The sequence below is a fragment of the Pectobacterium brasiliense genome, assembly GCF_016950255.1.
Classification (GTDB): domain Bacteria; phylum Pseudomonadota; class Gammaproteobacteria; order Enterobacterales; family Enterobacteriaceae; genus Pectobacterium; species Pectobacterium brasiliense.
Genome location: NZ_JACGFN010000001.1, coordinates 1,258,880 through 1,285,841 on the forward strand (window position 1 = coordinate 1,258,880; position 26,962 = coordinate 1,285,841).

Consider the following 26,962-nt stretch of genomic DNA (forward strand, 5'->3'; position numbering starts at 1 on the left):
GAGATATAGCATTATGTTCCCCTCACTGAATTACGCGGTATTAACAAACGCCCTTGCCGCACTCAAGGAAGGTAATTTTCGTTATTGTGAAACGTTAGGATTCACATTCGACGAATTGAATGCCCTCAATCAGCTATCCCTCGACGAACTGTTTATCGTCAGCCGGGCATCCGCACAGTTTATGTCGATCACTGTCCGTCACGACGTTCTACAACAGATTCTGGAGTTGTCCCGCCGAGAGGCGCAACGCCAGCAGCAGATAAATCGCGCAGTCAGATTGGGAGGATCTATTGCACTCCTTAATCATTTTTTTGGCCTCACCTCGAATGAAGTCTGCGCTCGTCGCCGGTTGCTGGGTGTCACTATCCCTTATGGCCGAACGCCTATCCCAGATGAAGACATTGATGCAGAAATTTGGCTGTCATGGAAAAAGAACCGCGCTGAAAACCTTGATACACCTGACGCACTAGAAGCAATGATGCAGGTTACTGAATCATTGTCTTCCCGCGAAAAAGGGCATTCCCTGACCGCAGTCTGGAACCGTATCACCCTTTGTGAGAAAGAAGCACTGAACAGGAGGACATCGCATGCCAGATGAGATCGATCGCGATCAAGAATTTAATGAGCAACGTCTGGAAGAGATGATTGAACAGAACCGTTTCAAGCCAGCAACTACGCCCTCATTACATTACTGCCGTTTATGCGGTGAATCAATTCCCGAGCAGCGACGGCAAACTCTGCCGGGCGTGACAACCTGTACGGAATGCCAGACTATTCTTGAGCACCGTCAGCGCTGATAATATGCAAGAATATGCGCAGGGAAGAGCTTCCTCTGCGCATTTTTTATTATCTGAATCAACCACTATGCATATTATAAGCAGTGAGATACTGAATAGAAAATTGTCACCATTATTACTTATATATATTGGCTCAGATTTGATCTGACAGCTTACTCTATTAGAAAGTGATTAAACCTGACAGTCGGCAAAGAGCGAGAAAAAATCGTTGCCAGCTCGTTATTCATGTTACTGGATGAATGCGTTAACATCTCGTCAAGAAATAAGGAATTACAGGGGAAAAGAGTGAAAATTAAAGCCGGAACTCTACTCGACTATCTAAACGCAACACTTGAAAATTCGAGTGTTCATGCACAGGAACATCCTCAGCTAATGTATATGGTTATTCAGATGGATCAGATATTCCAAGAAGAGATTTTTGGTCATGAATTTGATGTGGACCCAATTGCAGGCCTTCTAGCAATAAATGCCTATACGATGCTATTGAGTGCGGTAAAACAGGCGCTATCTGGACATACGGTGTCAACCTTTCCAATCGTTCGTACCGCACTCGAATCAGCCTGTTATGCCTATCTGATAGCCCATGACGAAGCGATGGGGAAAATTTGGTTAAACAGGCACACCTCTAAGGGGGCACTTCAGAAATGTCGCAAAATGTTCACCGTGAAAAAGGCTTCAAATGAATTAAAGTCCATTTCCCATGAAATGGCTGAATATGTGATGGCTCACTATGAAGCGGCTATTGACCTCGGAGCGCATCCAAACCAAAAAGCGGTGTTTAATCACTTGACGGACATGGGTGAGGTAGATACTAGGTTTCATGGCTTCGAGCTTACCGGTGTTTACGGACAAAATAGCTGGCATGTGAACTACGCACTACTTGTCTGCACTGAGGTAGGTCAAGCCATTGCATTCCTACTTGCTGCATCTGTCAAGAATCACCCTCTAATTCATGATCGCTTAAAGGTGTTCACGAGCTGGCTTGATGAAAAGAATCGGATTGCTGATGAACTCAATGGTGAACCTATAGACTACACTGGGCCGATGTATTGTTCAGTTATACCACCAGAGTAAAAATTAGTCAGTATTTACAGCATTATTGCCAAAGACAAACCTTTGGAGGGTAATATTTACTAACAGAGCAACATTAAGATAGAAGATAGACCATGACAGCCCAATTTCAATGCTTAACATTTTGAAACAATCACGGACTGTTGTATAGTATATCGGTCACTTCTTTCCGGACCCTAGTCTCTGCACGATAGTCACGCTTGTACGAGGTGTATGAGGCCAGCCGGCGGTTCGCCGGCGTCAAGAGGACTTCGGTATGGAACTTAAACCAGTGCTGGTTCGCCAGTATATGCGTTTTCGTCTCGGCCGCTGGGAAAGCGTGTGCATGCACACGCGCTCCCTGCCAACCCGCTGATGGATAAATCCGGAAGAAGTGACAACCCTTATCTTAAGCCGTATCTCGACCCATCATTAGTTCATAATGTTCTAAATCCTCGACAGCTTCAAATACGCGTTCAAACCATGCAAGATAATTCATAACAGATGCGGTTTCGAGAAGCCTGATGTTACGCGCATCAGCATGCGAATGCCGATTTATATAACGAGCGAATGCCTGAAATCCTGGCTCACCCCGTTCACGGGCGAGTCTATCGAGCATCACGCTCAGTTTGGCGTGCTTGCCCGAAAAACCGAAGTAATATTCTAGGATCTGCCTCATGGTATTTGGAATTACAACCGAAGCAACCAGGTCGTCACGGGATTCTCTCAGTACATGCCACATCGCCTGATAATCGTTTAATAGCGCATTACCTGAGATAAGACTTGCCACACTGTGGATACTCTTTGAAACGCGGTATAGTAACCATCCAGGGGGCAAACCATTGGCATCTTTTTTCCCCTGAGCAGAAAGCAACATCTCTTGGAAAAAGAACAAACTGTGAGTAAGTATGATCACTCTCGCGGCAATGTGGCTCTTAATTACACGCTGTTGTATCAATGAAGCTATTTCAAAAATATAGTTTTGCGACAGACTAGATATAGGATCATCAATGACTATCAGCTTTTCGCGAACATCATGCTCATCTCGGCTGGTTCTGCCTTCACATGTTTCCAAGAAGTATAAAAAAGCAATCAGGGTTTTTTCGCCTTCGCTTAGAGTATCAAATACCCCTTCATCACTCCCCCTGTCAGGGCGCTCAAGCCTATATGAATCTAGTGCAGCATCATGAATAGCGATTTTGAATCCGTTAACGCCAAGAGCTTCCAAACCGAAATTGATATTTTCGACAGTATCACTGCAGTTAATGATTTGAGCATTTAGAGAACGTATCTGCTCGAGCAGCTCCTGCAATCGGTTTTGGAGGACTCGCCGATCCCTATCGAGTTCTCTGGATGCATCAGCCAATTCTCTAAGCTGAGCATCATGGCTACTGATAGCATCTGTGGATAGCGCGCGAATGTGACTACGAAGCCTATGTCCCATTTGGTTATATTCAGTCTGATAGTTATCCGCCCGGTGGTTATGAGTAGTTATACGCTCGGCTAATGCAACGTATGCATTGTTGAAATTTTCTGCCTCGCTGAGAGTATCGTCCAGTACAATCTGTTCAGAGGGTGCAGATATTTTACTTTCAACTAGGCGGAGGTTCCCAGACCACTTTTGAATGAGTGCATCTAGTGTGAGCAACACAGGGTCTGTAACGTCAATAAGTGTGCAGGCCTGCGCTTGTGTTCTCCAAAGATTTGCATTATCGAGCCATATCCTGATTTGTGAAGCAATAGCTTCAAGACGTATCATTTTATCCTCCCAACTGCGATCAAAGAGAGAAGTAATTTCTCTACGTAGATGACCAGCATCCACTCTGTTCTGGCAGAACGGGCAGATATCCTCAGTGAGCCAAGCCCTACCTGCAGCTACCCATTCTGCATTTCCCAGTTGTGCTATCGCGGTTGCAAGCTGGCTGTCACCTGACGGGACTAATACCAAAGCCAGCAGGGCAGCCTCTTCTTTAGTAATAAGCAACATATTCAGTTCAGCTAGCGATGATAAACGGTTGCCTTGACTTGACTGAAGCTGTCGAAAAACTGCATTTAGCTCTGCTGTTGAAGTATTGACTGTGTCTGTATGGCTGATGATAGCCTGATAAAGACGAGGTCCTTGTTTCACACCTTCCATAAGATCCCACAGAGATGTCTTTTTAATTTCGGCTACACAGCCCTTAATGGCTTCTTCGCATTGGGATCTTACGCGCGTGGCCATTTCATTTTTTTCCTGATGCTCACTTTCATTAGTCTGGATTCTTTCTCTGAATCGACTAATTTCATCATCAAGCGCTGCAATCTCCTCTCTTACTGCAGCATTTTCCTCGCTTAGAGAGAAAACACCAGGCTGGAAAGGTGCACTGAAAATATCTGTTACGTATTCCTGGCTAAAGACAAGAGTGCGCATATCTAACGGAGGAATAAGCGAACAACCAGCAAAATCAGGATGATTAGGCCTGTAAAAATAACCCGAAATGGTAGATTTTCCTGCACCATTTTGCCCGTAAATCATGGTAACCGGGTTGCTAAAATCAAATACCACTGGCTCTGAGCTACGATAACTTCGCACACCATTTACAGACAGAATGCTCATACTTTATCTCCTCTTGAGAATACAGTTTAAAACTCACAATTTATTCGCTTTAATATATGCAATAATGACTATAACTAGTTATGGTCATTACATATATACCTGTAATTCTGCCTAGGCATTATTATATTAAGTGGTTTCACTGCTACTACCGATTAGGTGTAGCCTTGAACCACAAAAGTACCAATCAAAATCTAACACAGCCCATCCAGAAATAATTACCACGCTATATATATTCTCTCTCATTCCCATTTTGATTTTCTCATTCTCATCCTAACGCCGATATCGCACTCTTATCGCGCCACCTTCCACTGGCGAGCTTGATGGACGTTCATTCGTCCGGGACGAGTATTGCTCTTTAACAAAATGAGTCGGGCTGTCACACAACCACAATTCAGGGTGCCGCTGAATGTTCTCGCTGACCCGTTGAAACCGGAATGCAGAATCGGGATGTGATCAATTGAGTTAATTCACCATGACTTTTTATTAAAGGAAATAGCATGAGAAAACCTACCTATCACGTGTTTGTCACGCAGGAAAGCCAACCCGATACCAGCAGAGAGAAGATCACATATTGGACAAAAGTCGGCGTAGCATTCGCTCATAACGGCAAACCTGGATTGAACATCGTACTGACGCCCGGCATTGCTGTCTCCGGTAAGCTGGTACTTCTTGAACCGAGAGACGATAGCGACATACCGCAAGCCCCCCAGCACGATTAACACGCACCTTTCTCATGCCACCGACAGTCTGATGGCTACGTGTGGCTATACTTGTTACCGAGGCAACCATGCTTTCACCCACTGCTTTTCTGGCGGCGGTCATGCAGTGTGCCGCCACAATTCACCCATCCACCGCATTTGATGTAGCTAAAGTGGAATCCAGCTTTAATCCTTACGCCGTCGCTGAGATTGTGCCAAAGGAAGAAAGAGCGCCCGATAGCGTAGGCGTCATTTCTCATCAGCCCACCAGCAAACAAACTGCCATCAACATCATCAAGCAGGTAGTCGCAAGAGGTCGTCGCTATTCGGTCGGGTTGATGCAAATCACCAGTACCAACTTTCGCCATTACGGCGTAACAGCAAATGACTTGTTAGACCCCTGCACTAATCTGTCCGTTTTTGAGCGTATCCTCACCGATTGCTACCAGCGAGGCGGCACGCTGAGAAGAGCGCTCAGTTGTTACTATTCTGGCAATTTCGATACGGGTCAGCAGCCAGAATCTGCCTTTAACCAAACCAGTTATATTCAACGTATTGGCTATGCGGTCCCGTCAACGCGGGAAGATCTCAAGCGCAGTACCACCTATAAATCCACTTCAGATATTCATTATCCGACCACCGTCCTGCGCGGTGAAATCACCGATAAAACCACACCGGTTTTGACCTCCTTGCACTATCCCGTTGCCATCCTTCGCGGCGATGTATCCCTGCCTGTGATTAATGAGGAACAATGACGATGCAAAAACGTAAATACTGGCCTGCGCTTTCTTCCCTGTTGATATCGACCCAAACGCTGGCAGCAGGGAGCGGATTTAATAAAGCCAACGACACGCTGAGTAATACCTCCTCCGGCTTGCTCGGGCTGGCCGCCGTTACGATAACGCTGGCAACCATGTGGGTAGGTTACAAGGTGTTGTTTGACGGTAAAAGCTTGCATGACATGCGCAACGTCATTATCGGAGCCATCCTGATTGTCGGCGCATCGGGCTTTGGTGCCTATTGGGCATCCTAGGGGAAACCGATGACCACCTTGAACAAAGCACTGACCCGCCCTGCCGCCATTATGGGTATCCCTCTCGTCCCGTTCGTGATCGTCAGCGGAGCTATCGTCCTACTGTCGGTTTACACCAGCTATTACCTTTCACTGTTACTGATCCCAGCCTGGCTGGAAATGAAGGCAAAAGCTCGAACGGATATTCATTATTTCGGACTGCTTTGGCTCGCCTTTAAAACTCGCGGGCGGTTTGCCACGAATCGCCATTTCGGTGCCAGTGCCGTGCTGGCAAACCACTATGACGCCGTCGATGTTTCGGAGTTTACCGCTAAGATGAAATTAAACGAGCGCATCACGCTGGATAAGTACATTCCTTATTCCTCCCACATTCACCCACACATCATAAGAAATCGCGCCGGTGATTTAGTCACTACTTGGGAATTGGGCGGTACTGTATTTGAATGTGAGGACGAACATCACCTAACACTGCTGGCAAGCCACCTCAACAACTTGATCCGCTCGTATGAAGGGCTACCGATCACCTTCTATATTCACCGCATACGAGAGAAATATCAGGATGGCTTTGACACCAGCTCGGGCATCCCCTTTTCGGATGAAGTCACGGAACGCTATTACCAGCCACTAAAAGAGAAACCACTCTGGCGGCATCGGCTGTTTTTCACCGTCTGTTATGCCCCTTTCTCCACGCTGGAGAAAAAAGTCATGAAGGCGCAGACCGCCGGAAAAAGGAAAGCGGCGCTGGATGATGCCCTGAAAGGGATGCTGGAGCACCATGAAGCCATCCACACCGCCCTGTCACGTTATGTGGCAACTCCATTGGGCCTTTATGAGGAAAAAGGTCGGGCTTACTCTTCACAACTGGCTTTCTATCATCGGCTAATTACAGGTAAATGGCAGAACGTGCCGGTGACACGCACACCGTTTTATCACACACTCAGCACGCCGGATGTATTCTTTACCACCGATACCGCCGAATGTCAAATGGTCGGCGGTTCCCGCTTCTTCCGCAGTCTGGAAATTAAAGACTATTCACCGGAAACCTATACCGGCCTGCTGGATGCGCTGCTGTATGCCGAAAGCGAGTATGTACTGACGCAGTCTTTTACCTGTATGGCACGGGATGAAGCGCAAAATCATATCCGACTGGCGGAAAAACGGCTGAACGCAACCGACGATGACGCCATTTCACAGCGTGAAGAATTAATCGTCTTACGCGATCTGCTCCAGTCCGGGCATGTGTCTTGTGGCAAGTATCACTTCTCCCTTCTGGTCTCGTCCGCCAGCGCCGATCAGGTGGTAAAGGAGACCAATGCGCTGGCCCAGCCTTTTAACGACCTCGGCATCATGACATCCCTGTCCACGCTGTCGTTACCTGCCGCCTATCTGGCTCAACTCCCCGGCGTCTACTCGCTGCGACCGCGTCTGGTGGTGGTCAGTAGCCAGAACTACGCAGATATGGGGAGTCTGCATAACTTTCATCCTCACAAGCGTAATGGCAATCCGTGGGGTGAGGCTATCGCCATCCTGAAATCTCCCGGTGGTGGCGGTTATTATCTGAACGTGCATGACAGTCAGGCAGGACGGAATGACTTCAATGAGAAAACGCCGGGGAATACTGCCATCATCGGTAAAACCGGTTCAGGAAAGACCCTGCTGATGACGATGATGAAACAGTTGACGCAGAAGTACCGCAATCCGGCAACATTTTCCGCCTCTGCCACCATCAAACGGCTGACCACCGTTTACTTTGATAAAGACAGAGCGGCAGAGATGTCGATCCGCCAGATGGGAGGTCGTTACTTCCGAATCCGGACCGGTATCCCTACCGGATTTAACCCGTTCTCACTTCCGCCTACCCGGCGGAATATCAGCTTTATCAAGCGGCTGATCCGGATGCTGTGCCGTCGTGACAGTAAGCCACTCGATCCCCGCGATGAAGAGCGTATCAGCACTGCGGTGGACACCATCATGCTGGACTATCCGCCGGAATATCGCCGCTATGGTATTACCCGATTGCTGGAAGTGTTGCCCGAACCACCGACCAAAGAGGCACGAACTAACGGCCTGCGTATACGACTAAAACAGTGGGCGCAGGGTGGTGAATTCGGCTGGGTGTTCGATAACGAGGAGGACACGTTCAACATCAGCAATATTGATAATTTTGGTATCGACGGCACGGAATTCCTGGATGATGACGACATTCGCGGGCCGATCACCTTTTACCTGCTGTACCGCGTTACCAGCTTGTTGGATGGTCGCCGACTGGTGATGTTCATGGATGAGTTCTGGAAATGGCTGGCGGATGTCGAGTTTTCTAAATTCTCCCTCAATATGCTCAAGGTGATCCGCAAACTGAACGGCATTTTTATCCCCGCCACCCAGTCACCCGATGAAATCGTCAGGTATCCCATCGCTCCGGCGATCATTGAGCAGTGCAGCACGCAAATCTTTCTCGCTAACCCCAAAGCCAACCATGTGGATTACGTGGAGAAAATGAAAGTCCCTGAAAGCGTTTACGACATGGTTCGCAGCCTTGATCCCGGCGAGCATTATATGGTTGTCCTGAAAACACCACTACGTGCTGGTGAAACGCGCCCGTTTGTCGCCATGGCAAGGATGGATTTATCGGGCCTCGGGAACATCACCAAAATCCTGAGCGGCAGTGAAGACAACCTGAAAATATTTGATGCTATTTATCAGGAAGGCATGTCCCCTCAAGACTGGAAAGAAACGTTCCTTAACAACGCTATCTGATATTCACCTTGGAGGTCATCACCATGCAAACCAGAAAGATGTGTCTGGCGTTATCGCTATTGATGTCTACACCAGCGATAAGCGCCGGTATCCCGGTATTTGATGCCGCCAGTAATACCGAGTCGATTAACCAATGGGTACAGAAACTCCAGCAATGGCAGGACACAGTCACCCATTATAAAAGCGAGCTTGATGCCTATAAGCAGCAATTAGCGACCGCAACAGGTATACGAAATATTCAGGGATTTCTCATCGATGCTAAAAACCTAAAAAACGATATCGAACATCTCCGTAAAAATAGTATTTCACTGGATGACCTGCTGACCAACTCAAACGGTTATTATTCTTCTGACCTTCAGCGCCTATATAACAAATATCACTCGTTTGATATTTGTAATCAGTCCAGTTCATCGCAACGTTATCTTGAAAGTTGCAAACAACTTGTCCTCAATCAGGCAGTCTCAATTGAGAATACCAGCGATGTCCAAAACAAGATTAATAGCACATTAAACGATATATCAGACTTATCCGACCGCATAGCCAACGCCAAAGACTCGAAAGAGTCACAGGACTTGGCTAACGCGGTGGCAGCCAAAAGCGTACAATTGAATGCATTAACCAGCCAATGGGAAATGTCAGTCAAGCAGGCTGAACAGCGTGCCGCGATGTTGACTCTACAGCGGCAAAAAGCATTCAATGAACAACAACTCGCCGCTCCGATTCCTGACTTTAATTATTGAGAGGGTAAGAATGAAAACGTCACTTTGCATTTTTCCGATTATTTTAAGCTCATTATTTCTGGCGGGGTGTGACAACCCAAAATCAACGCAGTGGTACAAAGAACATCCGGATGAAATGAACCAGCGATATAAAGCGTGTGAATCATCCGGTGATGACTCCCAAGATTGCAAAAATGCACGAGAAGCGCGATTTGAACTCCGTCAGGAAAATGCCAAGGTTCCCGATTTGAATTAAAGGGGTCATCTATGTCAGGTGGTATGTTTGTTGGAATGAACAACACGATCACTGACGGTTTACATGCCGTACTACGGGGACAAACCTCCGTGTACGGCGATATGGTAAGCGTTATCGCCGTCAGTTCCTTCACGTTATTTGTCACGTATCGGGGTTATCAAACCCTGGCTGGAAAACTCCAAACGCCTGTAGAAGATGTCATATGGGATGTCGGGCGAATGTTATTAATCATGACATTCGTTTTAAATCTCGATGGCTGGCTGGATTTAGCCATTTCTTCCATTAACGGATTAACTGACGGCGTCAGCGGTGATGACAATGTCTGGGTGTTACTGGATACCGTCTGGGCGAAAGCGCAAACGATAGGACAAAAGCTTTATCAACAGGATGATTCCACCTATGTAAAACTCAACGGCGGTATTGCCCAACTGCTGGTCTGGGGAGGTGCAATCGTCACTCTGCTATTTGGTTCGGCAGTTAACCTGTTAGCCGGAATTATCATTGTATTAATGACCACCACTGCACCGTTATTTATTTTCTGCCTGCTGTATGGATTCCTTATTCCAATGTTTAACAACTGGCTGAAAATTATCTTCACGGTGATCCTGACGATTATGTTTTCCGCGTTATCCATCAGGATTGTCATTAATTATCTCAATGGCTTATTAGATAAAGCGGTTAACTTTGCAGATAGCGCCAATATCATCACACTGGGTGTTCAGTGCTGCGTTGCGGGTGTTATTTCCGGCGTCATTATCTGGTTTTCAGCCAAAATCGCGAATGCATTAGGTGGCGTTGCCGTTCAAGCAGCACTACAGGGTGCCGCTATGGGCGGCCTACGTGGGCTGGCGAAACCATCTTCTGACGTAGCGAAACCGGTCATGAAAGCCGGTGCGACAGGTGCGCGACTTGCGACAAAAGCGGGCGTCAGCGCCGCTACTGCAACAGGTTCACTTATCGCCGCAGGCACCAGCAAAGCCCTATCCGCATGGCAAAAACGTGCGGCGTCTATCGATAGCATGAAGCGTTTCAACCAACAGCGTAACCGCTAATCTCCTCCTAACGCAGTCTCTCCACCGCGTGCCGTGGCAACCGCCGCCGGTACGGCATTTCTGTCTTCGACAAACACAGGAATCAATATGAAATCCAGCCTCATCTTTCTGATGCTATGCGTCCTCATGGGCTGCGCACAGCGTCAGCACGATCTCCCGCCAGTATCTGGCGATCCCCAACCGGTTAATTCTCCCGCGATTATTCAGGAGCTGACAAAGCATGTCTGAAACAGAAAGCATCATTGCGTCATCCCGCGCCTTTGAATCTGTCCTGCTGGAAAAGGATGAACGGGAAAAAAAGATGGCGTGGCGAATAGCGGCCATAGGGTTTGCTCTGGCCGCAATGGCGATCACCGCACTGATTATTCTGCTACCGCTGAAAACCACCGAAATCGAATTATGGTCGGTGGATAAACAGACCGGACGTTATGAATATATGACCCGGATTAAAGAGCAGAGTATTTCCGCAGAGAAAGCACTGGCTCAGGCGTTAGCGGCGCATTATGTCAGGCTCCGCGAGGGCTATAACTATTTTGCTCTCCAGCGCGATTACGACGATGTGCAGTTATTCAATAGCGACAGCGTGAACCGGGATTATCTCGACGGGTTTAACAGCAATCAGGCACCCGATATCATTTTCAATAAAGCGGAATATGTCGTGTCTATTGACATTATTTCCAACGTTCACGCGACTGCTACAGCACCTGACCATCTGGCGACTCTACGCATTAAACGGACTATCCGCCGCATTGTCGATAACTCGGTTAAAACAGATGTCTGGAATATCCGACTGACTTATCGCTATCTCCCCCGCAAACAACTCACAGACAGCCAGCGAGAAGTGAACCCGCTGGGGTTCATCGTGACCAGCTATCAACGCGATAAAGAACTAAGGGGCGAATAATGCTGAAAACAACCGTGATCTTGTGTCTCCTTCTGATGTCATCCACAGCCTGGAGCGCGGCGATACCGCGCAGCAGCACGTATGACAGCCGAATGCAGAATGTCACCTATAACAGCCAAAATGCGACTATCGTCAACACCCGCCCCGGCTACCTCACCACACTCCTGTTTGATGACGATGAAGAAGTCATCGACGCGCAGGCGGGGTTTCCTAAGGGCTGGAAAGTCACAAAAAGCGATAACCGGGTCGGTATCAGCCCAAACCCTATCACCCAGCCGGTAACCGATGATAACGGCAACAACGTCAATAAAGTGTTTCTGCCAACGGCGAGCGAGTGGAGAACCAATCTCTTTGTCGTGACATCGAAGCGCGATTACAGTCTGGAACTGAACGTACTGGAGAATGACTCGCCTTCACAGGCCTTTATTATTCGTTTTCGCTATCCGGATGTCGAGCGCAGGCGATCAGAGGCAGCCAGCGCAGCGCGTCTGAAACTCCTGCGTGAAACACAGGAAAAGCAGCAGATAGAAACGGCATTTGAGCAGTCAACCACGCCGCGTAACTGGCTCTATACCAAGCGAGTCGCAGCCGGTTCAACGTCCATTGCACCGGATTTCGCTTACGATGATGGCCGCTTTATCTATCTCGGTTTTTCTCCCGTCAAAATCCTTCCATCGATCTTCCGGATCATTAACGGGCAGGAACAGACCGTAACACCCCGCATAGCCAAACATGGAAACTACACAGTCGTCGTCGTGCGTGCGCTGTCGCCACAGTTGGTGTTGCGCTACGGCAGCGCGGTGGTCGGGATTGAGAATACATCATTTGGCAACGCCACCGTTGGCAGCGGTGACACCGTTTCACCTGTCGTTACGCTGGAGGCTAAATGACTGATAAATCCATCCCAGAAACAACGGAAAAAACTGTGGCAGAGCTGGAGGCTGAAGCCCGTGAACGCGCCCGTTCAGCGATGGCGAGTCAGGCACCAGAGCAAAACACACCTCCCGGCCAACCTGAAGTGACCCGCTTCAAAAAAGCCTCCAGCCGCCGGACGCTGCTGGTCAGCCTGCTGAGTCTGGGCGCACTGATTGCACTGGCATTGGGTGGAGATCGCTTCCTTGTCGCATTAAAGCAACGCGATAATAAGGCGGTTGAAACCCCAGCACCGCCATCAGCCAGTACAGGGCAACATGAGCGTAAAAACCTCGGTATGGACAACAATCCGTTCGGCCTGTTCAGCCAGGACAAACAGGAAACCGCAACAGATAATCACCCAATACAGACGGCATCACCGTCAGAGCCACCTGCTTTAAATAAGGCGGCGGCACTGGTCGATAGCCCAAGTAGTGCCGCTGAGTCCACACAACGCGGTAATACTCAGGCTTCACAAACTGCACCTTCCGGCACACAGAGCAAAGACACACCTGCGACCATGTCTGGCACAGAGACTAACGACGTCAATCCCGGTGTCGCAAAAGTGACCAGTGTCAGGCGGCTTGGTCTCGACCCCAATCTCTACCTACCGGTTGATCGTTATATTCCGTGCTCAATGATGCAGCGTTTTGTCTCTGACGTGGGTGGTCGTATTTCCTGCCTTATCGGCGAAGATGTCTACAGCGCTAACCATTACGTGAAGTTGCTCCCTGCCGGAACCGTCGCCAGAGGGTTCTACCGCACCGGGGCGCTGCAACATGGCCGGAGCCGGATGTTTGTCATCTGGACGGAATTACGCACACCGGAACCCGGTAGCCTGCAAATTCCGCTGGTTGATACCGAAGCCACCGGCCCGTTGGGTGAGGCTGGGATTAGCGGCTGGATTGATACCCATTTCTGGGAACGGTTCGGCAATGCGTTGATGTTGAGCACCGTACAGGACGTGGCGGCAGCCGCATCAGATTCAGCACCGGGGAAAGACCGCAATACCGACTACACCGAAAACACCCGCGCTGCCGCGTCAGAAATGGCGAAAACGGCGCTGGAAAACAGCATCAGTATCCCGCCCACGATGTACCTCAATCAGGGCGATGTGATCGGCATTATGACCGGTACGGATATCGATTTCTCTTCCGTTTATCAACTACATCTAAAAAAGAGGTGGTATGAGCGCTGAAAACCTGTCGCTGGATTTTATGAAAACTCAGTTGTTCGGCGATTATCTCAAACTGGATGGCCTGACGGAAATTGCCATCAACCGCCCCGGAGAGATCCACACCAAAATAAACGGTCGATGGAAGAAGCATGATTCTCCGGTTACGTTGCGTCAGTGTCATGCGTTTGCCAAAGCGTTGGCCTCATGGAACGAGGACAATATCGATGATACCTCCCCAATCCTTTCCGCCACATTAGGATCAGGTGAACGTGTCCAGACCATTATTCCCCCGGCCTGTGAGCGGAATACCGTATCGATTACGCTGCGAAACCCGTCATTTGAGCAAAAAACACATCAGTCCTGGATTGATGCCGGTTTTTATAACCGGATAGCGGGTAAGGAGAGAAACGAAAGCAAAGATGATGAACTGACCCGATGCTACAACAATGGTGATATTCCAAGCTTTATCGAAAAGGCCGTTGAGTACGGTAAAACGATCTTTATTGTTGGTGAAACCGGCTCCGGTAAAACCACCTATATGAAGACGTTGCTGCACTATATTCCGCCACATCTCAGGCTAACCACGATTGAAGATAATCCCGAAATCCGTTTTTACCATCACGCCAATTATGTGCATCTGTTTTACCCGGCAGATGCCGGAGATGATGCGATTATCACGCCCGGTCGATTAATTCGGGCAAATTATCGAATGAATCCGGATCGGATTCTGCTGGCGGAAATTCGTGGACGGGAAGCGTGGGACGCGCTGAAAATTATCGGTTCAGGGCATGAAGGCCTTATCACTTCCCTGCACGCAGGCAGTCCGGAAGAATGTATAGAAGGGATCATTGACCGCTGCTATGAGAACCCTGACTGCAAAAATATCCCGTTCGATGTGTTGTTACGCAAGGTGCTTAAATGCGTGGATATCATCGTCAGCGTAGATATTCACGGTGATATCCGTCGGATGGGGGATATTTATTTCAAACCGATACACCTTCATCAAATGAAAGAAACCTTCAGATAAAAAATAGCTAAATCACTTGTTATTTCCAATAAAGGTATTTGATATGAAAACGATCCTATTCACCGCCTGCCTTTTCTGCATGAATTTACTACTGCCCTCTATCGTAATGGCCGCTGATGCCTGTGAGATTGTTTTATGTCTGTACGGTAAAGCAACCGGTAACGGCGGAGGAAATGAATGTCAGTCCGCTGAACATTCCTTCTTTACTATTGTGAAAAAGAACAGACACGGATTTCACCCTAGCCGTACTGCCGATGCCCGAAAAGCCTTATTACTCGAATGCAAATCAGTCGACCCCAAAATTATCGACCAGATAATTAATAAATTTGGCCGCGTGCGTAACTGAATTCAAAGAAAAACGGTAATAGCAATATCGGGATTATTACCGTTCCTCCTGTCAGCTCTGGATGGAAAACTCGACACCGATCGTGACGGTTTTAGGCTTTTAAATTTATGCGAATAGCAGAAATTTAAAAGTGGCGTAAGGCGAGTAAATTCTATTTCGCAGAAATAGCTAATTTGCGTCGCTGAACCCATCTGCAAACAGCCGCGCCCACGCGGATTTTGCAGGCCGGGGGGAGCCGAATAAATTTCGCCGCCCCAGCGAGCGAAAAGCTATCGCCCACGATAGCGGTTTATTTGGGGGGCTTGCCCCGCACACCGTCGCAGCTAAGTCTCCGGCCAAAAGCCGGTAGCGTGGCGCGACCACCCGCTTTGAAGGCGTTTTCCCATTTTTTCGCTTGGCCGGAACGGACAAAAGAAAAAATAGGCGAAAAACGGCGTCTCAAAGGGGGTGGTCGCGCGTAGCGGGCGACGGTGTGCCGCCTTTGACCTTGGGGGTTTTGGCGCGGCGTCCAGCCACGACATTACCCCCATGTGACAGGGAATAAGGGCGTCCAGCCCGCATGTACTGGCGCACGCCGTTTAGTGCAGGGAAGCATGCTTTCCTGCACATGGCCGCACAGCGGCCACCTTCTTCGCCCCAGACGTTCGCCCCGCCTTTTCGCCCAACACCGTGGGGCGAATTGATGGGGCGATGCGTTGGGGCGAGTCGCGGACAAAGGAGGCACCATGATGTTAAATAAGCTTGCCATTTCACTGTCGCCGATAGTAAATGGTGTGCTGTCCTTTATTGATGTTATGCAACAGCATCAATTGATGCTGGCGCTATTATCGGGCCTGACTCTGCCGTTTTTCGCTTCAATGAAAATCGACGATCGGCAGAAAGCCCCGTTATGGAAAAAGTTGATCATTACTTTTTCCCTGCTGTGTTTCCTGTTTGGCACAGTCGGCCCCTTACTTATTAGCGTTTTCAGGTGGCTTTATAACGTTCGGATACTTACCCGCATTCCCATTCTGGACTGGTCAATATTAATTATATTTACCGTGGCAGGGCTTATTCTCCATATTAGTCTGCGTCGGGCATTAACGCCTGAACTGGATAAAATAAAAAAACGACTCATCAAAAAGACCAGTCTTGAACGGGAATTACGCACCGATGTTCGCACGGTAAAATCCCTGCTGCCGGAAACGCTGCATTATAATCCGCTGGATTATATCAACCTAAATAAGGGTATTTTTATCGGGATAGACCGTGATGAAAAACCGATGTATCTCCCGTTAAAAGACTGGCAAAGACAACATGCAGATATTATCGGCACCACCGGAGCCGGTAAAGGTGTAGCAACCGGTATATTGCTTTACCAAAGTATCCTGGCTGGTGAAGGTGTATTTATTATGGACCCAAAAGATGATGAATGGGCACCGCATCTTTATCGCAAGGCCTGCGAGGATGCAGGCAAACCCTTTGCCTTAATTGACCTGCGAAAACCGCAATACCAATTAAATCTGATTGAAAATATTACACCTGACGAACTAGAGGAATTGTTTGTTGCGGGATTCAGCTTGGCGGAAAAAGGTCAGGAATCCGATTTTTATCGTATCGACGACCGAAAAGCGGCACGTATGGCGGCACAATTTGTCAGCAGTCATACATATTCGACTATCCGCGATATTTATAACGGCGAATATGTTCAAGGTATCGCGGGGGATATCAAAGCCTTTTTCGGCAAGATTGAAGAGCTGGCGTTGCTCAATGCCATCAACGCGCCGACAGGATTTTCACTCCAATCGGTTTTTGATGAAGGTGGCTGCTGCTATGTCATCGGCTCAATGCGCAATAGCAAGATTATCACCGCCCAGCGAATGCTGCTGGTACGACTTTACCAATTAGCAGAACGACGTGACCGGGTAAAAGAAACGCCCCGTCCCATAGCCATCTTTCTCGACGAACTGAAATACCATCTGTCAAAACCAGCGCTGGAGGGGTTAGGCGCAGCACGGGATAAAGGCGTACATATCATCATGGCCCATCAGTCCGTCGCCGATTTGAAAGACTGCCCAGCGGATTTAAAAGGCGATGCAGTTGTCGGTGCAGTCGTTGAAAACGCTAAATTCAAGCTGGTATACCGCGTTATGGACCCGGATACAGCGGAATGGGTAGCGAGAATGTCTGGCACCGTCTTAGTGGATGATGAAATCCGCAAAGCCAAAACTGATGCCGTACTGACGGAAACCATCGACGGTGAACGAACTATCAGACAGGCAGAGCGTTTCTTTATCGACAGCAATATGATCCTGAACCTGCCCGACTTTGTCAGCTTTATCTTTACGACGAGAACGCTTCCCTCCGCCTCACTGATTTCCCCCATTAAGGTACAAAAACGCGAACTGGAGATCTATTCCGTGTCTCCGGATATTGCCGCGTCGGCAGTACCGGCAAAAATTGCGCTGGACTTCGACGAGGAAGGAGCGACATCCGCTTCAACAACCAATGTCGCGGCAACCCAGCCTGATCTTTTCTTTGAAGGGGAAAGTAAATCAGCAAAACCGAGATCTGATGATGACGAAACACCATCCTTGCTCAATTTTTAGGAGGCATAATGCTTATCGCCACGCATAGCGAGCGCACCGCCCGCAACAGCGAAAAGATAAAAAGGCTGCTGAATTTCCTGAAGGAAGAAACCTACAGCGACTTTAAAACGCTGATGCTGCTGTTTGGCTTCAGGGATCACAAATCGCTGTATACTCTGCTGACAAAAACTGAACGAATGGGGTTAATACAAAAGCATGTTTTTGAATCACGGACGATGAAAATGTCGTTGTGGGGCATAACCAGCGACGGACTGGCTATCGTTTTAACGCCGGGCGATGACATTTTCCCGGCACGCTTTGAACCGTCAAAAATCACTGGCTGGACGCTGGAGCACCACCTTGATAATCAGGTGGCTCGGCTGATTCTGGAGAAAAAAGGCGCATCCGGATGGGTAAACGGCGATCGCTCAACGTTCCTCAGCCAGTATCAGGTCAAACACCGTCCGGATGGACTCATCACACTCCCTGACGGACAGGTCATCGCAGTAGAAACCGAGCGCCGCCTGAAGACCAAAGCCCGCTATCAGTCGATTATCGCCAGCCACTTACTGGCCCGGACGCAGAAACACTGGATTTACGTCTTTTATATCGTACCGGACCTACAGAAAAAACGCGCCCTTGAACTGCTGTTTGGCAGCGTCAAACACGTCATCGTTAACCATCAATCTATCCCTCTGGAAGCACGTCACCGCAATGTTTTTCGTATTTATACTCTCGACGAGCTGCGACAACTGGAGCCGAGGCAATATTCATAAGCTGGACTGGCGCTGCCAAATTTTATGGGCGGCTAAGAGCGAGGAGCGGACGTTGCCGTTATCCTCAAATTTTGATGACTGTATGACTCAAATCTTGGTGTATTGATCAACAGAGGGCATGTCCATTGCCGATACATCTGTTTTGAGGCTACACAGTCAATCTGAGCCCGTTCATCAGGTGAGTGAGTAGCAAATAAGAATTGAATACATCAAAACGACACAAATCACAGTACCGATCACTATCCGGCTTCCCTCTTTCATGGCATCTCCTTTCAGGTAAATTCTGCAAATCAGGTATTGCTATGATAAATTACAGTAGCTAATGAAATGATTCATTTGCTCATCCCAATAGCCGTATTTACTCATTTAGGCCCCCCAATGAGAAAAAAAATCACGCGAGACAACCTGGACCGTTTTGATTTGTCCATCCTGGATATGTTGCAGACGAATAATCGCCTCCCGCATTCGGCCATAGCTGAAAAAGTCGGGCTTTCAACCCCCTCCGTTCAGCGTCGTATCAGCAGACTTGAGGATAAAGGAGTTATCAGGGCAAATATTGCGCTCATTGAACCGGCATATGTGGGTAATCCGGTTACGGCCGTGATCGAATCACGGCTTACTGAGGATCGGAGCATCGTCATGGACAGAGCCAAGCGCTATTTTCGCAACGTTGATGAAATCCAGCAGTGCTACTTCGTTAACGGGGGCGTCTCATTCATCATTATTATGATCGCTCGCGATTTACAGCATTTTGAACGCCTCGTCAGACAGCATTTTGCTGATAATCAGGACATTCTGACCTACAAAACGCTAATCGTTCTTGACCCGGTCAAAACGGGAATGAAGGTTCCTCTGTTCGGTCTGAATGATTAAGCATCACCATAAGGCAGTTTACGTCGGCGTGCGAACAGCGAACATCCTGTGCAAGCGGCCATAACGGACAGTATACCGCTGCACTGCGTCAGGCTCAGTTCTTCATGAAGAATAATCCACCCGGCAAACGCACTTACCGCCGGAGAACCGCTCAGCAGAACGCCGAACACACGCGAGGGAAGCAAGCGCATAGCATACATATCCAGCAGAAAAGGTAACATGCTCGACAGCAGCGCCACACAGATCCCTGTAAGAAGCACGCCAGGCATCAGCAGCGTAACTCCTGCCTGAGCGGTTCCGAGCGGAACCGCAATCAGTGCGGCAACCGTCATGCCCGCCGCAACAGAGCGCCCACCGCCGCCTGATACTCTCCTTCCTATAATGATGTAGAGCCCCCAAAACATTGCAGCAGCAAGAGAATAGGCAACGCCCCGTATATCAATGGCATTGTGTATGTCTCCTGCTGCCAGCAGGAACATGCCGAAAGCGGACAGTAGTATCCAGAGCAGATCGATTTTCTGTCGGGACGTAAACAGGGCAACTGTCAGTGGCCCCATCACCTCGATTGATATAGCGATACTTACTGGAATATAGGAAAAAGCCCGATAAATAAGCAGGTTCATCAGAGCAAGGACAGTGCCATACAGAGTTATTGCACTCCAGGAGATCTCATTTTTGCATAACGTCCACGGGCGAAACACCACAAGTAAGATGACAGCGGAAATGCCAAGCCGCAGCGCAGCCACTCCTTCACTACCGACTACAGGAAACAGCGTCTTGGCGAAGGCAGCACCAGTCTGCACCGAAACCATACCGGAAAATGCAGCCAGAAAAGGAAGATTTTGATTTGTTCGCATGAGCATATATTTCTGAGAGGTTGGGCTCTAAATTTTACAGCTTGAACATGATCAGTTTTCTTATAAAGCTCCTCTGAACAAGCTTACTGATTGATATTTGCCAGCACTTTGACCAAAAAACTCTTAATGGTCATGCTATGCCAGTACAACAACATCTTAATTTTTTGAGCGGCTATTCTGGGATCATGCAAGCAACATCCGCTTCTGGCACGGAGCGGACAGAGAGTAAAGCCACCAAGCACCTTGAACAGCGCCGTCTGATGCTGCAATGGTGGACTAATTTTCTGGATGCTAACAGCAACGGTCTGGTTAGGCTGTTTGACAGTATCAGGACGGTGGTAAGTAACGGAATTTCAGTTCCGTTTGATGCGAAAAACCGGGAGATGTTTCTCTTCCGCACGATAGACGAACTTGAACAGGCTCCCGTCAGCCACGATTAAAGGCATGCCTGTTTCACAGCATAGAAAGAAACGTCAGAACCCATCGATGAGGAAGTCTATTGCAGCCTTTACCTGAGAACGGTACTGCGACGCATCACAAAACACCGCACCCAGAGCCTGGACAGGGATACTAGCCAGTTCGTGGGTCATTACGGCGTATTCTTTGCCGTCCGTCAGCCTGACGACGGGGACAAGTCGATCCGGTCGGCGGCCTGCCGGATACTTTTCAATAGGGAGCAATGGGATCGCTATCCGACGATTCAATTGCCCAATAATATCGCTCGTGACATCGAGCAACAGCGGGTAAACGACGCTTTTCCCAGTATTACCGTATACAGTGAATTGCATGGTTAAAACGTCCTGTATTCATCGCTGAAACAACCCTGCTCATCATGAAAACGGTTTAATGCGTCGATGGCTTCCCTGTTCTCTTCCTGCCATTTTTTCGCTTCATGGTGGCGAAGCTCTGCATCCAGGGCGGTTGTCAGGGTGGCACTCAGGTTAATGCCCGCTGCACGCGCCCGGACCAGTAAGGCACGCTCTACTGTCATGGTCACGCTCTGCGTGTTGCGTTGTTTCGCGGTCATGGTTTCTCTCCTGCATGAAATACGTGTGAATTACACGGCACAATACACTTATCATAACACTAAAAACAGGCCCTGCTACCGTTGCAGTCCTGCAAACTTCAAAGTCAGTCGTCATACCTGAGCTGTCGTTTACAGCAATTACCGCTGTACAAACGCCGTTTGCGGGATGCGCGGGCTCTTTGCCGCCCGCACCCGCAGCCTGCGAATTTTCCGGGCATTGAATGCCCGGAAAATTCGCAGGGAAATTTAAACATCTCTCACCTTCCCTACCCCGATATAAGGTTAAAGCCGCACTCCTTTGCGACTTATCATCTCCGACTCAAATCTTATCCATCAGATAACGATGCGCTTTTGAGGCGGCGCTGGCCGCTTTGAAAACATAGCGCTTATCGTTTTTCAGCGCCTGGAGCCATGAGGCAATATAGCTTTCATGCTGCACCTCTCCAACAATCCCCAAATCCGCCATCAGAAAAGCACTTCCCAGCTCCGCCACTAATTCCTCCTCCGCATAATCTGCACTGCCAAACTTCCCTTTCATTTCACGGTTAAGTCGTTTTTTATCACCGCTCCAGTGAACCAGCTCATGTAGGCCAGTAGCATAGAAATTGGCTGCATCTGAAAACAGATGGCGCTCCGGTAGCCAGACTTCATCGGTTGAGGGTCTGAAAAAGGCGTTTTGTCCTTTCTCAATGATGTTTGCGCCGCTCTTCTGGAACAGATTTTCAGCCTCCGGCAACGGGTCAAAGGTTGCTTCCGGGCTGACTGTTTCAGTTGTCAGAGGCAAGCCGTCAATTTGCTGAACGTTAAACACGTTGAAAGTTTTCAGCATCGGGATCTGGTCGATTTCACCGTCTTCGTTTTCCTTCTCTAAGGTTGTATAGAAAATGGCTGTCGTGCCGTGTTCGCCTTTGCGAACCTGCCCGCCTACTGCCTGCGCCTGTCTGTAGGTCATCCAGCGTGGATCACCGAAGCCCTGTTCTGACGCACTGCACCACAACAGCATGATATTCATTCCGCTATACGCAATACCGGTTGCAAAGTTGGAAGGTAAACCAGACATGCCCGGCACTCGCTGCCACGGACACGTCCAGGGCTTCACGCCAGCTTCCAGCGCGGTGATGATGCTGTCGGTGACGGTCTGATAAATATCTGTTTTGGTTTTAGAAAATTTCGTTTTTGAGGAGCCTGACTGCTCCAGCGGGGATACGCTGGTCGCCGCTGCGGTGTTAGGGGCGCTAGTCTGGGTATGCAGGGAAGTCGTCATGTTTTTTCTCCGTCAGTGGTGTGAATTTCGTCTTCGTATCGCCTGACGGTTCGCTTTGCCGACATCGTTCCGGCACGCAAGGGCGCAGAATGCGTGCCATTTACCCTTGCGGGACGGGTTGTGTTGGGAAACGATTAGCCGGAAGCTGATACGGGTACAGAAATCACGCGGGAGACAAAACAGACTCTGCATAGGCAGGCGTAGCGCCCCTTACTACGCAGTGGTGAAATGGGTTTGGGGTTGAATTTAATGGTATGAGTTCAGACCTGAACTCATAGTATTTTGAGGTTGAAGACAATATAGTTGATTTTATAGTATCAACATTTAAATTATGTGGTTATGTTGATTCTTTAATACTTCCATTTAATAACATGTGAGATAGCTGATGTTCGAAAAAGATAGGGTCAAAAACTTTTCAGACAAAGAAATGGAAGTATATGATTTTGTTATAAAAAACCATGCAAAAATTCCATTCATGACTATCCGAGAGTTTTCTTCTTTATGTGGTTATTCCACGACAGTAATAATCAAATTTTGTCATAAATTGGGATGTGGATCATATAAGGAATTTAAAAACAAGTTAAATGAGCATTTCAAAAATAATGATTTTTCTAAAGGTAAAATATTTTCAGAGGAGTTGCTGGGTTTTTTTAGAGTGTCTAATAACTTAGAGTTAGGCAATTCTATAAATGATTTCTATACTAAAATTAATAATAGCCAAGCTGTCTTATTCATCGGTTTAGGCACATCAGGAATTCTTTCAGAGTACAGTGCAAGGGTTCTCTCAAATGTAGGAATCACAGCGCATTTTATTAATGATCCGGGCTTTCCTATTGATGTAAACTTTTATAAAAATTGGTTAGTTGTTTTTCTTTCTGTTTCAGGAGAAACCCCAGAGGTAGTGGGATTAGCTCGAAGATTTACGTTTTCAGGAATAAATACAATGTGTATAACAAGTAATCCATCATCATCAATAGTTACGAATACTTTATCATCTATAAGCTATAACATGAAGCAAACAAAACTTAATGATGATTATAATATTACTAGCCAGATCCCGGTTTTATATATTGTTGAAACTATTTGTCGCATGCGTAATACGCCATAAAAATATATGTTATTAAATAACGAAAAAATGTTTAAATAAAAAACAAGTTGTTTTTTCCTTTGCGATAAATGTGATTTATTTCACAACTTAAAATTATTGGATTAGTTTACGCACAACTAACACGATAGTTTCAGGTTTGAATATTAATTACTGCCATGCTCGGCGAAGTGAGGGAAAATGAAATTTGATAATTTAAAGCCATTTCCACAAGATTTCTATTGGGGGGCTGCAACTTCTGCATATCAGTGTGAAGGTGCATGGAATGAAGATGGTAAAGGTCTGTCTGTAATTGATTCAGCTCAGTTCTCTGAGGGTATATCAGATTTTAAAGTTGGTAGTGAACATTATTATCGGTATAAAGAAGATATCGCTCTATTTTCTGAAATGGGAATGAATCTTTATCGGTTCTCAATATCGTGGGCAAGAATAATGCCTAATGGACGTGGTGAAATAAACTATAAAGGAATAGATTTTTATAATAATCTTATAAATGAACTAATTTCGAAAGGAATAACACCACTAGTAACATTATATCACTTTGACCTACCTCTTTCACTAGAAAAAAATGGTGGATGGTCAAACCCAGAGACCATTGATGCATTTTTAGAGTATTCTGAAGTATGTTTTCGTGAATTCGGCGATCGAGTTAAATATTGGCTCACTATCAATGAGCAGAATATGATGATTCTTCAAGGAGATGCTATAGGAACAAGTTCTCAAAATGATGAGAATAAATTCAAGAAATTGTATCAACAAAATCACAATATGACTGTAGGGCAGGCTAAAGTATATAATTTATGTCATAAATTAGTAATAAATGGGAAAATAGGCCCTGCTCCAAACATATCCTGTATTTATCCTGCATCAGCCAAACCAGAAGATTATTTGGCTGCTCAAAATTTTTCTGCTATAAGAAACTGGTTATACCTTGATCTTGCTTGTCATGGTGAATATAACGCTATAGCATGGGCGTTTTTTGAAAAGATGGGATATACACCAGATATATCAGAGAGTGATAAGGAGATTCTTAAGTCTGGTAAGCCTGATTTTATTGCTTTTAACTATTATTATTCTGTTACTGCATCTGAAAGTCGTGATGGCCATGGAGAACAACGTCATTTCCTTGAGGATAATATATCCGGAGTAGACGATTCAACGTTTGTACCCGTTGATAATAAAAATCTAGCTATTAATGATTTTAATTGGCTCATTGATCCTATAGGTTTTAGAATAACTTGTAGAGAGCTACATGACAGATATCACCTGCCTCTCATTGTAACTGAAAATGGAATAGGTGCTTATGATACACTCACTGATGACAATAAAATTCATGATGATATTAGAATTTCTTATTTGAGTGAGCATCTACAGCAACTTCAATTGGCGATAAATGATGGTGTTGATATTTTCGGTTACTGTCCTTGGTCAGCAATGGACCTTGTCAGCACCCATGAAGGTTTTAAAAAGCGTTACGGATTAATTTATATTAATCGAAATGAGAATAACGAAGGTGATCTATCAAGAATTAGAAAGAAAAGTTTCTTCTGGTATAAAAAAGTAATTGAATCAAATGGTTCAGACTTAAGCGCTGAAGTAAAATACTAAATTTCTAAGGCAGCTCACGCTGCCTTTCTTGAAGGTTAAATAATATGAAATACTCAATTCTAGCGAATGATATTATAGAATATGTTGGTGGTAAAAATAACATAGTCTCAGTATCACATTGTGCCACACGCTTACGTTTCACTATCAAAGATGATAGTCATACACACCAGGATAAGATTAAAAATTTGGATGGCGTTATGGCGGTTATCAATAGCGGCGGCCAGTTCCAAGTTGTTATAGGACAACATGTTTCAGAAGTCTTTTCTTTAATTGATTCAACCTTAAACAATATTTCATTATCAACTGAAGAAAATAATGACAAAGGAGTAAATAAAGTAAAAGTAATCCCATATATTCTTGATTTAATCTCAGGTGCTTTTACACCTTTGCTTCCTGCACTTTGTGGTGCAGGCATTCTTAAATCATTTCTAACAATGGCAATATTATTAGAATGGTTAACAGAACAGCAACCAACATATAAAGTTCTCTTCGCAGCTTCAAACTCAATATTTTATTTTCTACCAGTTTTCCTCAGTGTTACTATTGGTATGAAATTAAAAGTGAATCCATTCGTTTCTGGTGCAATCGGAGCCGCACTTTTAGAACCAACTTTTACGTCATTAATTACAGCAAGTACCGAGTCTACATTCATTGGGATTTCGATGCTTCCACTTGACTATGCTTATAATGTTTTTCCGGTATTTGTAAGTATTTTTATTTATGCTCATCTTGAAAAATTCTTGAAAAGAATTATACATCAAGACTTACAGCTTTTCCTTGTCCCTATGTTAGCAATGGTGATAGTCGTCCCTCTAACTATCCTCTTTTTTGGACCATTCAGTACTGATGCTGGTAGATTTATTGCTTCTGGCATTACAAAAATCATTGATTTTAACGGTATTCTTTCTGGCGCATTTCTTGGTGCTACTTATCAATTTCTTGTTGCACTCGGGCTCCATTGGGGGCTGGCACCAATCCAATTAGAGAATATTCGCACTGGAGGTGATCCTATAGGTGCTATAGGCGAGGCTGCATCTGTTTATACGCTTATGGGAATCGCAATAGGGGTCTGGATTCGTTCACGTAAAGAAAAACAACTAAATGCTTTATCAGGTTCTGCTGCTGTCACAGCAATGCTTGCGGGTGTAACAGAACCAATTCTTTATGGAATTTTATTAAGATATAAACGTCTTATTCCAATTTATATTATTGCTGGAGCTACAGGCGGTGCTATTAATGGATTCTTTAACGTTAAGATGACAGCACTAGTATTCCATAATTTGTTTTCTATACCCGCTGAGAAACCGATGCATTTCTTTATTATCGGTGCATTTACATCATTATTACTTGGCGCAATTCTTACAGTTATATTTGGTTATGAAAAGAAAATGACTAAAAGCGTATAGGCTATAGAATCTCAATAAACCATGGTATACTATTAATGCTTGGATCCGGTATTAACCCGGATCCTATACTTTCAGTTTGATTACTTAATATTTTAGTCATAAGACGAGTTTTATTAATTATGTAGATTATTTTTCAATTTTTTAACCTCTCATAG

At 46.5% G+C, this 26,962-nt stretch carries 28 protein-coding genes; 23 read left to right on the forward strand and 5 right to left on the reverse strand.

Annotation, left to right across the window (positions count from 1 at the left end; translation table 11 throughout):
• Positions 1 to 13 precede the first annotated feature (13 nt).
• The 3 genes from H4F65_RS05720 (at position 14) to H4F65_RS05730 (ending at position 1,871) form a co-directional block, all read left to right on the forward strand.
• Positions 14 to 598, forward strand: a complete 585-nt coding sequence (locus H4F65_RS05720) for a DUF2857 domain-containing protein (RefSeq protein WP_159398231.1) — start codon at positions 14 to 16, stop codon at positions 596 to 598.
• On the forward strand, positions 588 to 797 hold the full coding sequence (locus H4F65_RS05725) for a TraR/DksA family transcriptional regulator (RefSeq protein ID WP_039320792.1): 210 nt from the start codon (positions 588 to 590) through the stop codon (positions 795 to 797). Before H4F65_RS05720 ends, H4F65_RS05725 begins: the two co-directional genes overlap by 11 nt.
• Before the next feature lie 285 nt (positions 798 to 1,082).
• Entirely contained in the window at positions 1,083 to 1,871 is a 789-nt protein-coding gene (locus tag H4F65_RS05730) for a hypothetical protein (RefSeq protein ID WP_010287209.1), read from the forward strand.
• A 385-nt stretch (positions 1,872 to 2,256) separates the two neighbouring features.
• On the opposite strand, the gene H4F65_RS05735 is transcribed toward H4F65_RS05730, so the two are convergent.
• Positions 2,257 to 4,443, reverse strand: coding sequence for an AAA family ATPase (locus H4F65_RS05735; RefSeq protein WP_010287203.1), 2,187 nt, complete (start codon positions 4,441 to 4,443; stop codon positions 2,257 to 2,259).
• Positions 4,444 to 4,940: 497 nt separating this feature from the next.
• Between H4F65_RS05735 and H4F65_RS05740 the strand changes: the two genes are divergently transcribed.
• The 16 genes from H4F65_RS05740 to H4F65_RS05815 all read left to right on the forward strand — a co-directional run bounded on the left by H4F65_RS05740 (position 4,941) and on the right by H4F65_RS05815 (position 19,540).
• A complete protein-coding gene (locus H4F65_RS05740; RefSeq protein WP_010287613.1) occupies positions 4,941 to 5,162 on the forward strand; it encodes a hypothetical protein in 222 nt (73 codons plus the stop codon).
• A 68-nt stretch (positions 5,163 to 5,230) separates the two neighbouring features.
• The gene (locus tag H4F65_RS05745) at positions 5,231 to 5,896 is read left to right on the forward strand and encodes a lytic transglycosylase domain-containing protein (RefSeq protein ID WP_010287612.1); all 666 of its coding nucleotides are present in this window, start codon (positions 5,231 to 5,233) and stop codon (positions 5,894 to 5,896) included.
• On the forward strand, positions 5,893 to 6,174 hold the full coding sequence (locus H4F65_RS05750) for a TrbC/VirB2 family protein (protein ID WP_010287611.1): 282 nt from the start codon (positions 5,893 to 5,895) through the stop codon (positions 6,172 to 6,174). The genes H4F65_RS05745 and H4F65_RS05750 overlap by 4 nt, the downstream gene beginning before the upstream one ends.
• A 9-nt stretch (positions 6,175 to 6,183) precedes the next feature.
• On the forward strand, positions 6,184 to 8,931 hold the full coding sequence (locus tag H4F65_RS05755) for a VirB4 family type IV secretion/conjugal transfer ATPase (protein WP_205536103.1): 2,748 nt from the start codon (positions 6,184 to 6,186) through the stop codon (positions 8,929 to 8,931).
• A 23-nt stretch (positions 8,932 to 8,954) separates the two neighbouring features.
• Positions 8,955 to 9,671 (forward strand): TrbJ/VirB5 family protein, encoded by a 717-nt coding sequence (locus H4F65_RS05760; protein WP_010287000.1) that lies wholly within the window; start codon positions 8,955 to 8,957, stop codon positions 9,669 to 9,671.
• Positions 9,672 to 9,681: 10 nt separating this feature from the next.
• Entirely contained in the window at positions 9,682 to 9,906 is a 225-nt protein-coding gene (locus tag H4F65_RS05765) for an EexN family lipoprotein (protein ID WP_010286998.1), read from the forward strand.
• An 11-nt stretch (positions 9,907 to 9,917) separates the two neighbouring features.
• Positions 9,918 to 10,958, forward strand: a complete 1,041-nt coding sequence (locus tag H4F65_RS05770; RefSeq protein ID WP_010286997.1) for a TrbL/VirB6 family protein — start codon at positions 9,918 to 9,920, stop codon at positions 10,956 to 10,958.
• Between the two features lie 87 nt (positions 10,959 to 11,045).
• Positions 11,046 to 11,186, forward strand: coding sequence for a hypothetical protein (locus H4F65_RS05775; protein ID WP_010286996.1), 141 nt, complete (start codon positions 11,046 to 11,048; stop codon positions 11,184 to 11,186).
• A complete protein-coding gene (locus H4F65_RS05780; RefSeq protein WP_010286993.1) occupies positions 11,179 to 11,862 on the forward strand; it encodes a VirB8 family type IV secretion system protein in 684 nt (227 codons plus the stop codon). The genes H4F65_RS05775 and H4F65_RS05780 overlap by 8 nt, the downstream gene beginning before the upstream one ends.
• Positions 11,862 to 12,752, forward strand: a complete 891-nt coding sequence (gene virB9 / locus H4F65_RS05785; RefSeq protein ID WP_010286991.1) for a P-type conjugative transfer protein VirB9 — start codon at positions 11,862 to 11,864, stop codon at positions 12,750 to 12,752. Before H4F65_RS05780 ends, virB9 begins: the two co-directional genes overlap by 1 nt.
• Positions 12,749 to 13,972 (forward strand): VirB10/TraB/TrbI family type IV secretion system protein, encoded by a 1,224-nt coding sequence (gene virB10, locus H4F65_RS05790; protein ID WP_159398232.1) that lies wholly within the window; start codon positions 12,749 to 12,751, stop codon positions 13,970 to 13,972. The genes virB9 and virB10 overlap by 4 nt, the downstream gene beginning before the upstream one ends.
• Complete coding sequence (gene virB11 / locus H4F65_RS05795) at positions 13,962 to 14,978, forward strand: P-type DNA transfer ATPase VirB11 (protein WP_159398233.1); 1,017 nt, start codon at positions 13,962 to 13,964, stop codon at positions 14,976 to 14,978. The genes virB10 and virB11 overlap by 11 nt, the downstream gene beginning before the upstream one ends.
• A gap of 43 nt (positions 14,979 to 15,021) precedes the next feature.
• Entirely contained in the window at positions 15,022 to 15,324 is a 303-nt protein-coding gene (locus H4F65_RS05800; protein WP_010287717.1) for a TrbM/KikA/MpfK family conjugal transfer protein, read from the forward strand.
• Positions 15,325 to 16,049: 725 nt separating this feature from the next.
• A complete protein-coding gene (locus H4F65_RS05805; RefSeq protein ID WP_159398234.1) occupies positions 16,050 to 17,912 on the forward strand; it encodes a type IV secretory system conjugative DNA transfer family protein in 1,863 nt (620 codons plus the stop codon).
• An 8-nt stretch (positions 17,913 to 17,920) separates the two neighbouring features.
• A complete protein-coding gene (gene mobC / locus H4F65_RS05810; protein WP_039320867.1) occupies positions 17,921 to 18,667 on the forward strand; it encodes a MobC family replication-relaxation protein in 747 nt (248 codons plus the stop codon).
• Positions 18,668 to 19,045: 378 nt separating this feature from the next.
• Complete coding sequence (locus H4F65_RS05815) at positions 19,046 to 19,540, forward strand: Lrp/AsnC family transcriptional regulator (RefSeq protein ID WP_010287542.1); 495 nt, start codon at positions 19,046 to 19,048, stop codon at positions 19,538 to 19,540.
• On the opposite strand, the gene H4F65_RS05820 is transcribed toward H4F65_RS05815, so the two are convergent.
• Complete coding sequence (locus tag H4F65_RS05820) at positions 19,537 to 20,397, reverse strand: EamA family transporter (RefSeq protein ID WP_010287540.1); 861 nt, start codon at positions 20,395 to 20,397, stop codon at positions 19,537 to 19,539. The genes H4F65_RS05815 and H4F65_RS05820 overlap by 4 nt on opposite strands.
• Positions 20,398 to 20,582: 185 nt before the next feature.
• Between H4F65_RS05820 and H4F65_RS22125 the strand changes: the two genes are divergently transcribed.
• Complete coding sequence (locus H4F65_RS22125) at positions 20,583 to 20,837, forward strand: hypothetical protein (RefSeq protein WP_039320862.1); 255 nt, start codon at positions 20,583 to 20,585, stop codon at positions 20,835 to 20,837.
• Between the two features lie 33 nt (positions 20,838 to 20,870).
• Here the strand turns inward: H4F65_RS22125 and H4F65_RS05830 are convergent, their stop codons facing one another.
• From H4F65_RS05830 to H4F65_RS05840, 3 genes are all read right to left on the reverse strand, one after another.
• On the reverse strand, positions 20,871 to 21,185 hold the full coding sequence (locus H4F65_RS05830) for a CcdB family protein (RefSeq protein WP_010287537.1): 315 nt from the start codon (positions 21,183 to 21,185) through the stop codon (positions 20,871 to 20,873).
• A gap of 2 nt (positions 21,186 to 21,187) precedes the next feature.
• Entirely contained in the window at positions 21,188 to 21,424 is a 237-nt protein-coding gene (locus H4F65_RS05835) for a type II toxin-antitoxin system CcdA family antitoxin (RefSeq protein WP_010287535.1), read from the reverse strand.
• Between the two features lie 319 nt (positions 21,425 to 21,743).
• The gene (locus tag H4F65_RS05840; protein WP_159398235.1) at positions 21,744 to 22,688 is read right to left on the reverse strand and encodes an ArdC family protein; all 945 of its coding nucleotides are present in this window, start codon (positions 22,686 to 22,688) and stop codon (positions 21,744 to 21,746) included.
• A gap of 385 nt (positions 22,689 to 23,073) precedes the next feature.
• Between H4F65_RS05840 and H4F65_RS05845 the strand changes: the two genes are divergently transcribed.
• From H4F65_RS05845 to H4F65_RS05855, 3 genes are all read left to right on the forward strand, one after another.
• Positions 23,074 to 23,796, forward strand: a complete 723-nt coding sequence (locus H4F65_RS05845; protein WP_072014229.1) for a MurR/RpiR family transcriptional regulator — start codon at positions 23,074 to 23,076, stop codon at positions 23,794 to 23,796.
• 177 nt (positions 23,797 to 23,973) lie between these two features.
• Positions 23,974 to 25,401, forward strand: coding sequence for a glycoside hydrolase family 1 protein (locus H4F65_RS05850; protein WP_010284508.1), 1,428 nt, complete (start codon positions 23,974 to 23,976; stop codon positions 25,399 to 25,401).
• A 44-nt stretch (positions 25,402 to 25,445) separates the two neighbouring features.
• Entirely contained in the window at positions 25,446 to 26,807 is a 1,362-nt protein-coding gene (locus H4F65_RS05855) for a PTS transporter subunit EIIC (RefSeq protein WP_010284507.1), read from the forward strand.
• Positions 26,808 to 26,962 lie beyond the last annotated feature (155 nt).

Excerpts from the sequence above, each read along its gene's own strand:
- H4F65_RS05835 (WP_010287535.1), bottom strand. The coding sequence starts at position 21,424 with ATGACCGCGAAACAACGCAACACGCAGAGCGTGACCATGACAGTAGAG.
- H4F65_RS05735 (WP_010287203.1), bottom strand. The coding sequence starts at position 4,443 with ATGAGCATTCTGTCTGTAAATGGTGTGCGAAGTTATCGTAGCTCAGAG.
- H4F65_RS05770 (WP_010286997.1), top strand. The coding sequence starts at position 9,918 with ATGTCAGGTGGTATGTTTGTTGGAATGAACAACACGATCACTGACGGT.
- H4F65_RS05800 (WP_010287717.1), top strand. The coding sequence starts at position 15,022 with ATGAAAACGATCCTATTCACCGCCTGCCTTTTCTGCATGAATTTACTA.
- H4F65_RS05755 (WP_205536103.1), top strand. The coding sequence starts at position 6,184 with ATGACCACCTTGAACAAAGCACTGACCCGCCCTGCCGCCATTATGGGT.
- H4F65_RS05765 (WP_010286998.1), top strand. The coding sequence starts at position 9,682 with ATGAAAACGTCACTTTGCATTTTTCCGATTATTTTAAGCTCATTATTT.
- H4F65_RS05745 (WP_010287612.1), top strand. The coding sequence starts at position 5,231 with ATGCTTTCACCCACTGCTTTTCTGGCGGCGGTCATGCAGTGTGCCGCC.
- H4F65_RS05855 (WP_010284507.1), top strand. The coding sequence starts at position 25,446 with ATGAAATACTCAATTCTAGCGAATGATATTATAGAATATGTTGGTGGT.
- H4F65_RS05805 (WP_159398234.1), top strand. The coding sequence starts at position 16,050 with ATGATGTTAAATAAGCTTGCCATTTCACTGTCGCCGATAGTAAATGGT.
- H4F65_RS22125 (WP_039320862.1), top strand. The coding sequence starts at position 20,583 with ATGCAAGCAACATCCGCTTCTGGCACGGAGCGGACAGAGAGTAAAGCC.
- virB11 (WP_159398233.1), top strand. The coding sequence starts at position 13,962 with ATGAGCGCTGAAAACCTGTCGCTGGATTTTATGAAAACTCAGTTGTTC.
- H4F65_RS05725 (WP_039320792.1), top strand. The coding sequence starts at position 588 with ATGCCAGATGAGATCGATCGCGATCAAGAATTTAATGAGCAACGTCTG.
- H4F65_RS05850 (WP_010284508.1), top strand. The coding sequence starts at position 23,974 with ATGAAATTTGATAATTTAAAGCCATTTCCACAAGATTTCTATTGGGGG.
- virB10 (WP_159398232.1), top strand. The coding sequence starts at position 12,749 with ATGACTGATAAATCCATCCCAGAAACAACGGAAAAAACTGTGGCAGAG.
- H4F65_RS05760 (WP_010287000.1), top strand. The coding sequence starts at position 8,955 with ATGCAAACCAGAAAGATGTGTCTGGCGTTATCGCTATTGATGTCTACA.
- mobC (WP_039320867.1), top strand. The coding sequence starts at position 17,921 with ATGCTTATCGCCACGCATAGCGAGCGCACCGCCCGCAACAGCGAAAAG.
- H4F65_RS05820 (WP_010287540.1), bottom strand. The coding sequence starts at position 20,397 with ATGCGAACAAATCAAAATCTTCCTTTTCTGGCTGCATTTTCCGGTATG.
- H4F65_RS05775 (WP_010286996.1), top strand. The coding sequence starts at position 11,046 with ATGAAATCCAGCCTCATCTTTCTGATGCTATGCGTCCTCATGGGCTGC.
- H4F65_RS05720 (WP_159398231.1), top strand. The coding sequence starts at position 14 with ATGTTCCCCTCACTGAATTACGCGGTATTAACAAACGCCCTTGCCGCA.
- H4F65_RS05840 (WP_159398235.1), bottom strand. The coding sequence starts at position 22,688 with ATGACGACTTCCCTGCATACCCAGACTAGCGCCCCTAACACCGCAGCG.
- H4F65_RS05830 (WP_010287537.1), bottom strand. The coding sequence starts at position 21,185 with ATGCAATTCACTGTATACGGTAATACTGGGAAAAGCGTCGTTTACCCG.
- H4F65_RS05740 (WP_010287613.1), top strand. The coding sequence starts at position 4,941 with ATGAGAAAACCTACCTATCACGTGTTTGTCACGCAGGAAAGCCAACCC.
- H4F65_RS05845 (WP_072014229.1), top strand. The coding sequence starts at position 23,074 with ATGTTCGAAAAAGATAGGGTCAAAAACTTTTCAGACAAAGAAATGGAA.
- H4F65_RS05750 (WP_010287611.1), top strand. The coding sequence starts at position 5,893 with ATGACGATGCAAAAACGTAAATACTGGCCTGCGCTTTCTTCCCTGTTG.
- H4F65_RS05780 (WP_010286993.1), top strand. The coding sequence starts at position 11,179 with ATGTCTGAAACAGAAAGCATCATTGCGTCATCCCGCGCCTTTGAATCT.
- virB9 (WP_010286991.1), top strand. The coding sequence starts at position 11,862 with ATGCTGAAAACAACCGTGATCTTGTGTCTCCTTCTGATGTCATCCACA.
- H4F65_RS05815 (WP_010287542.1), top strand. The coding sequence starts at position 19,046 with ATGAGAAAAAAAATCACGCGAGACAACCTGGACCGTTTTGATTTGTCC.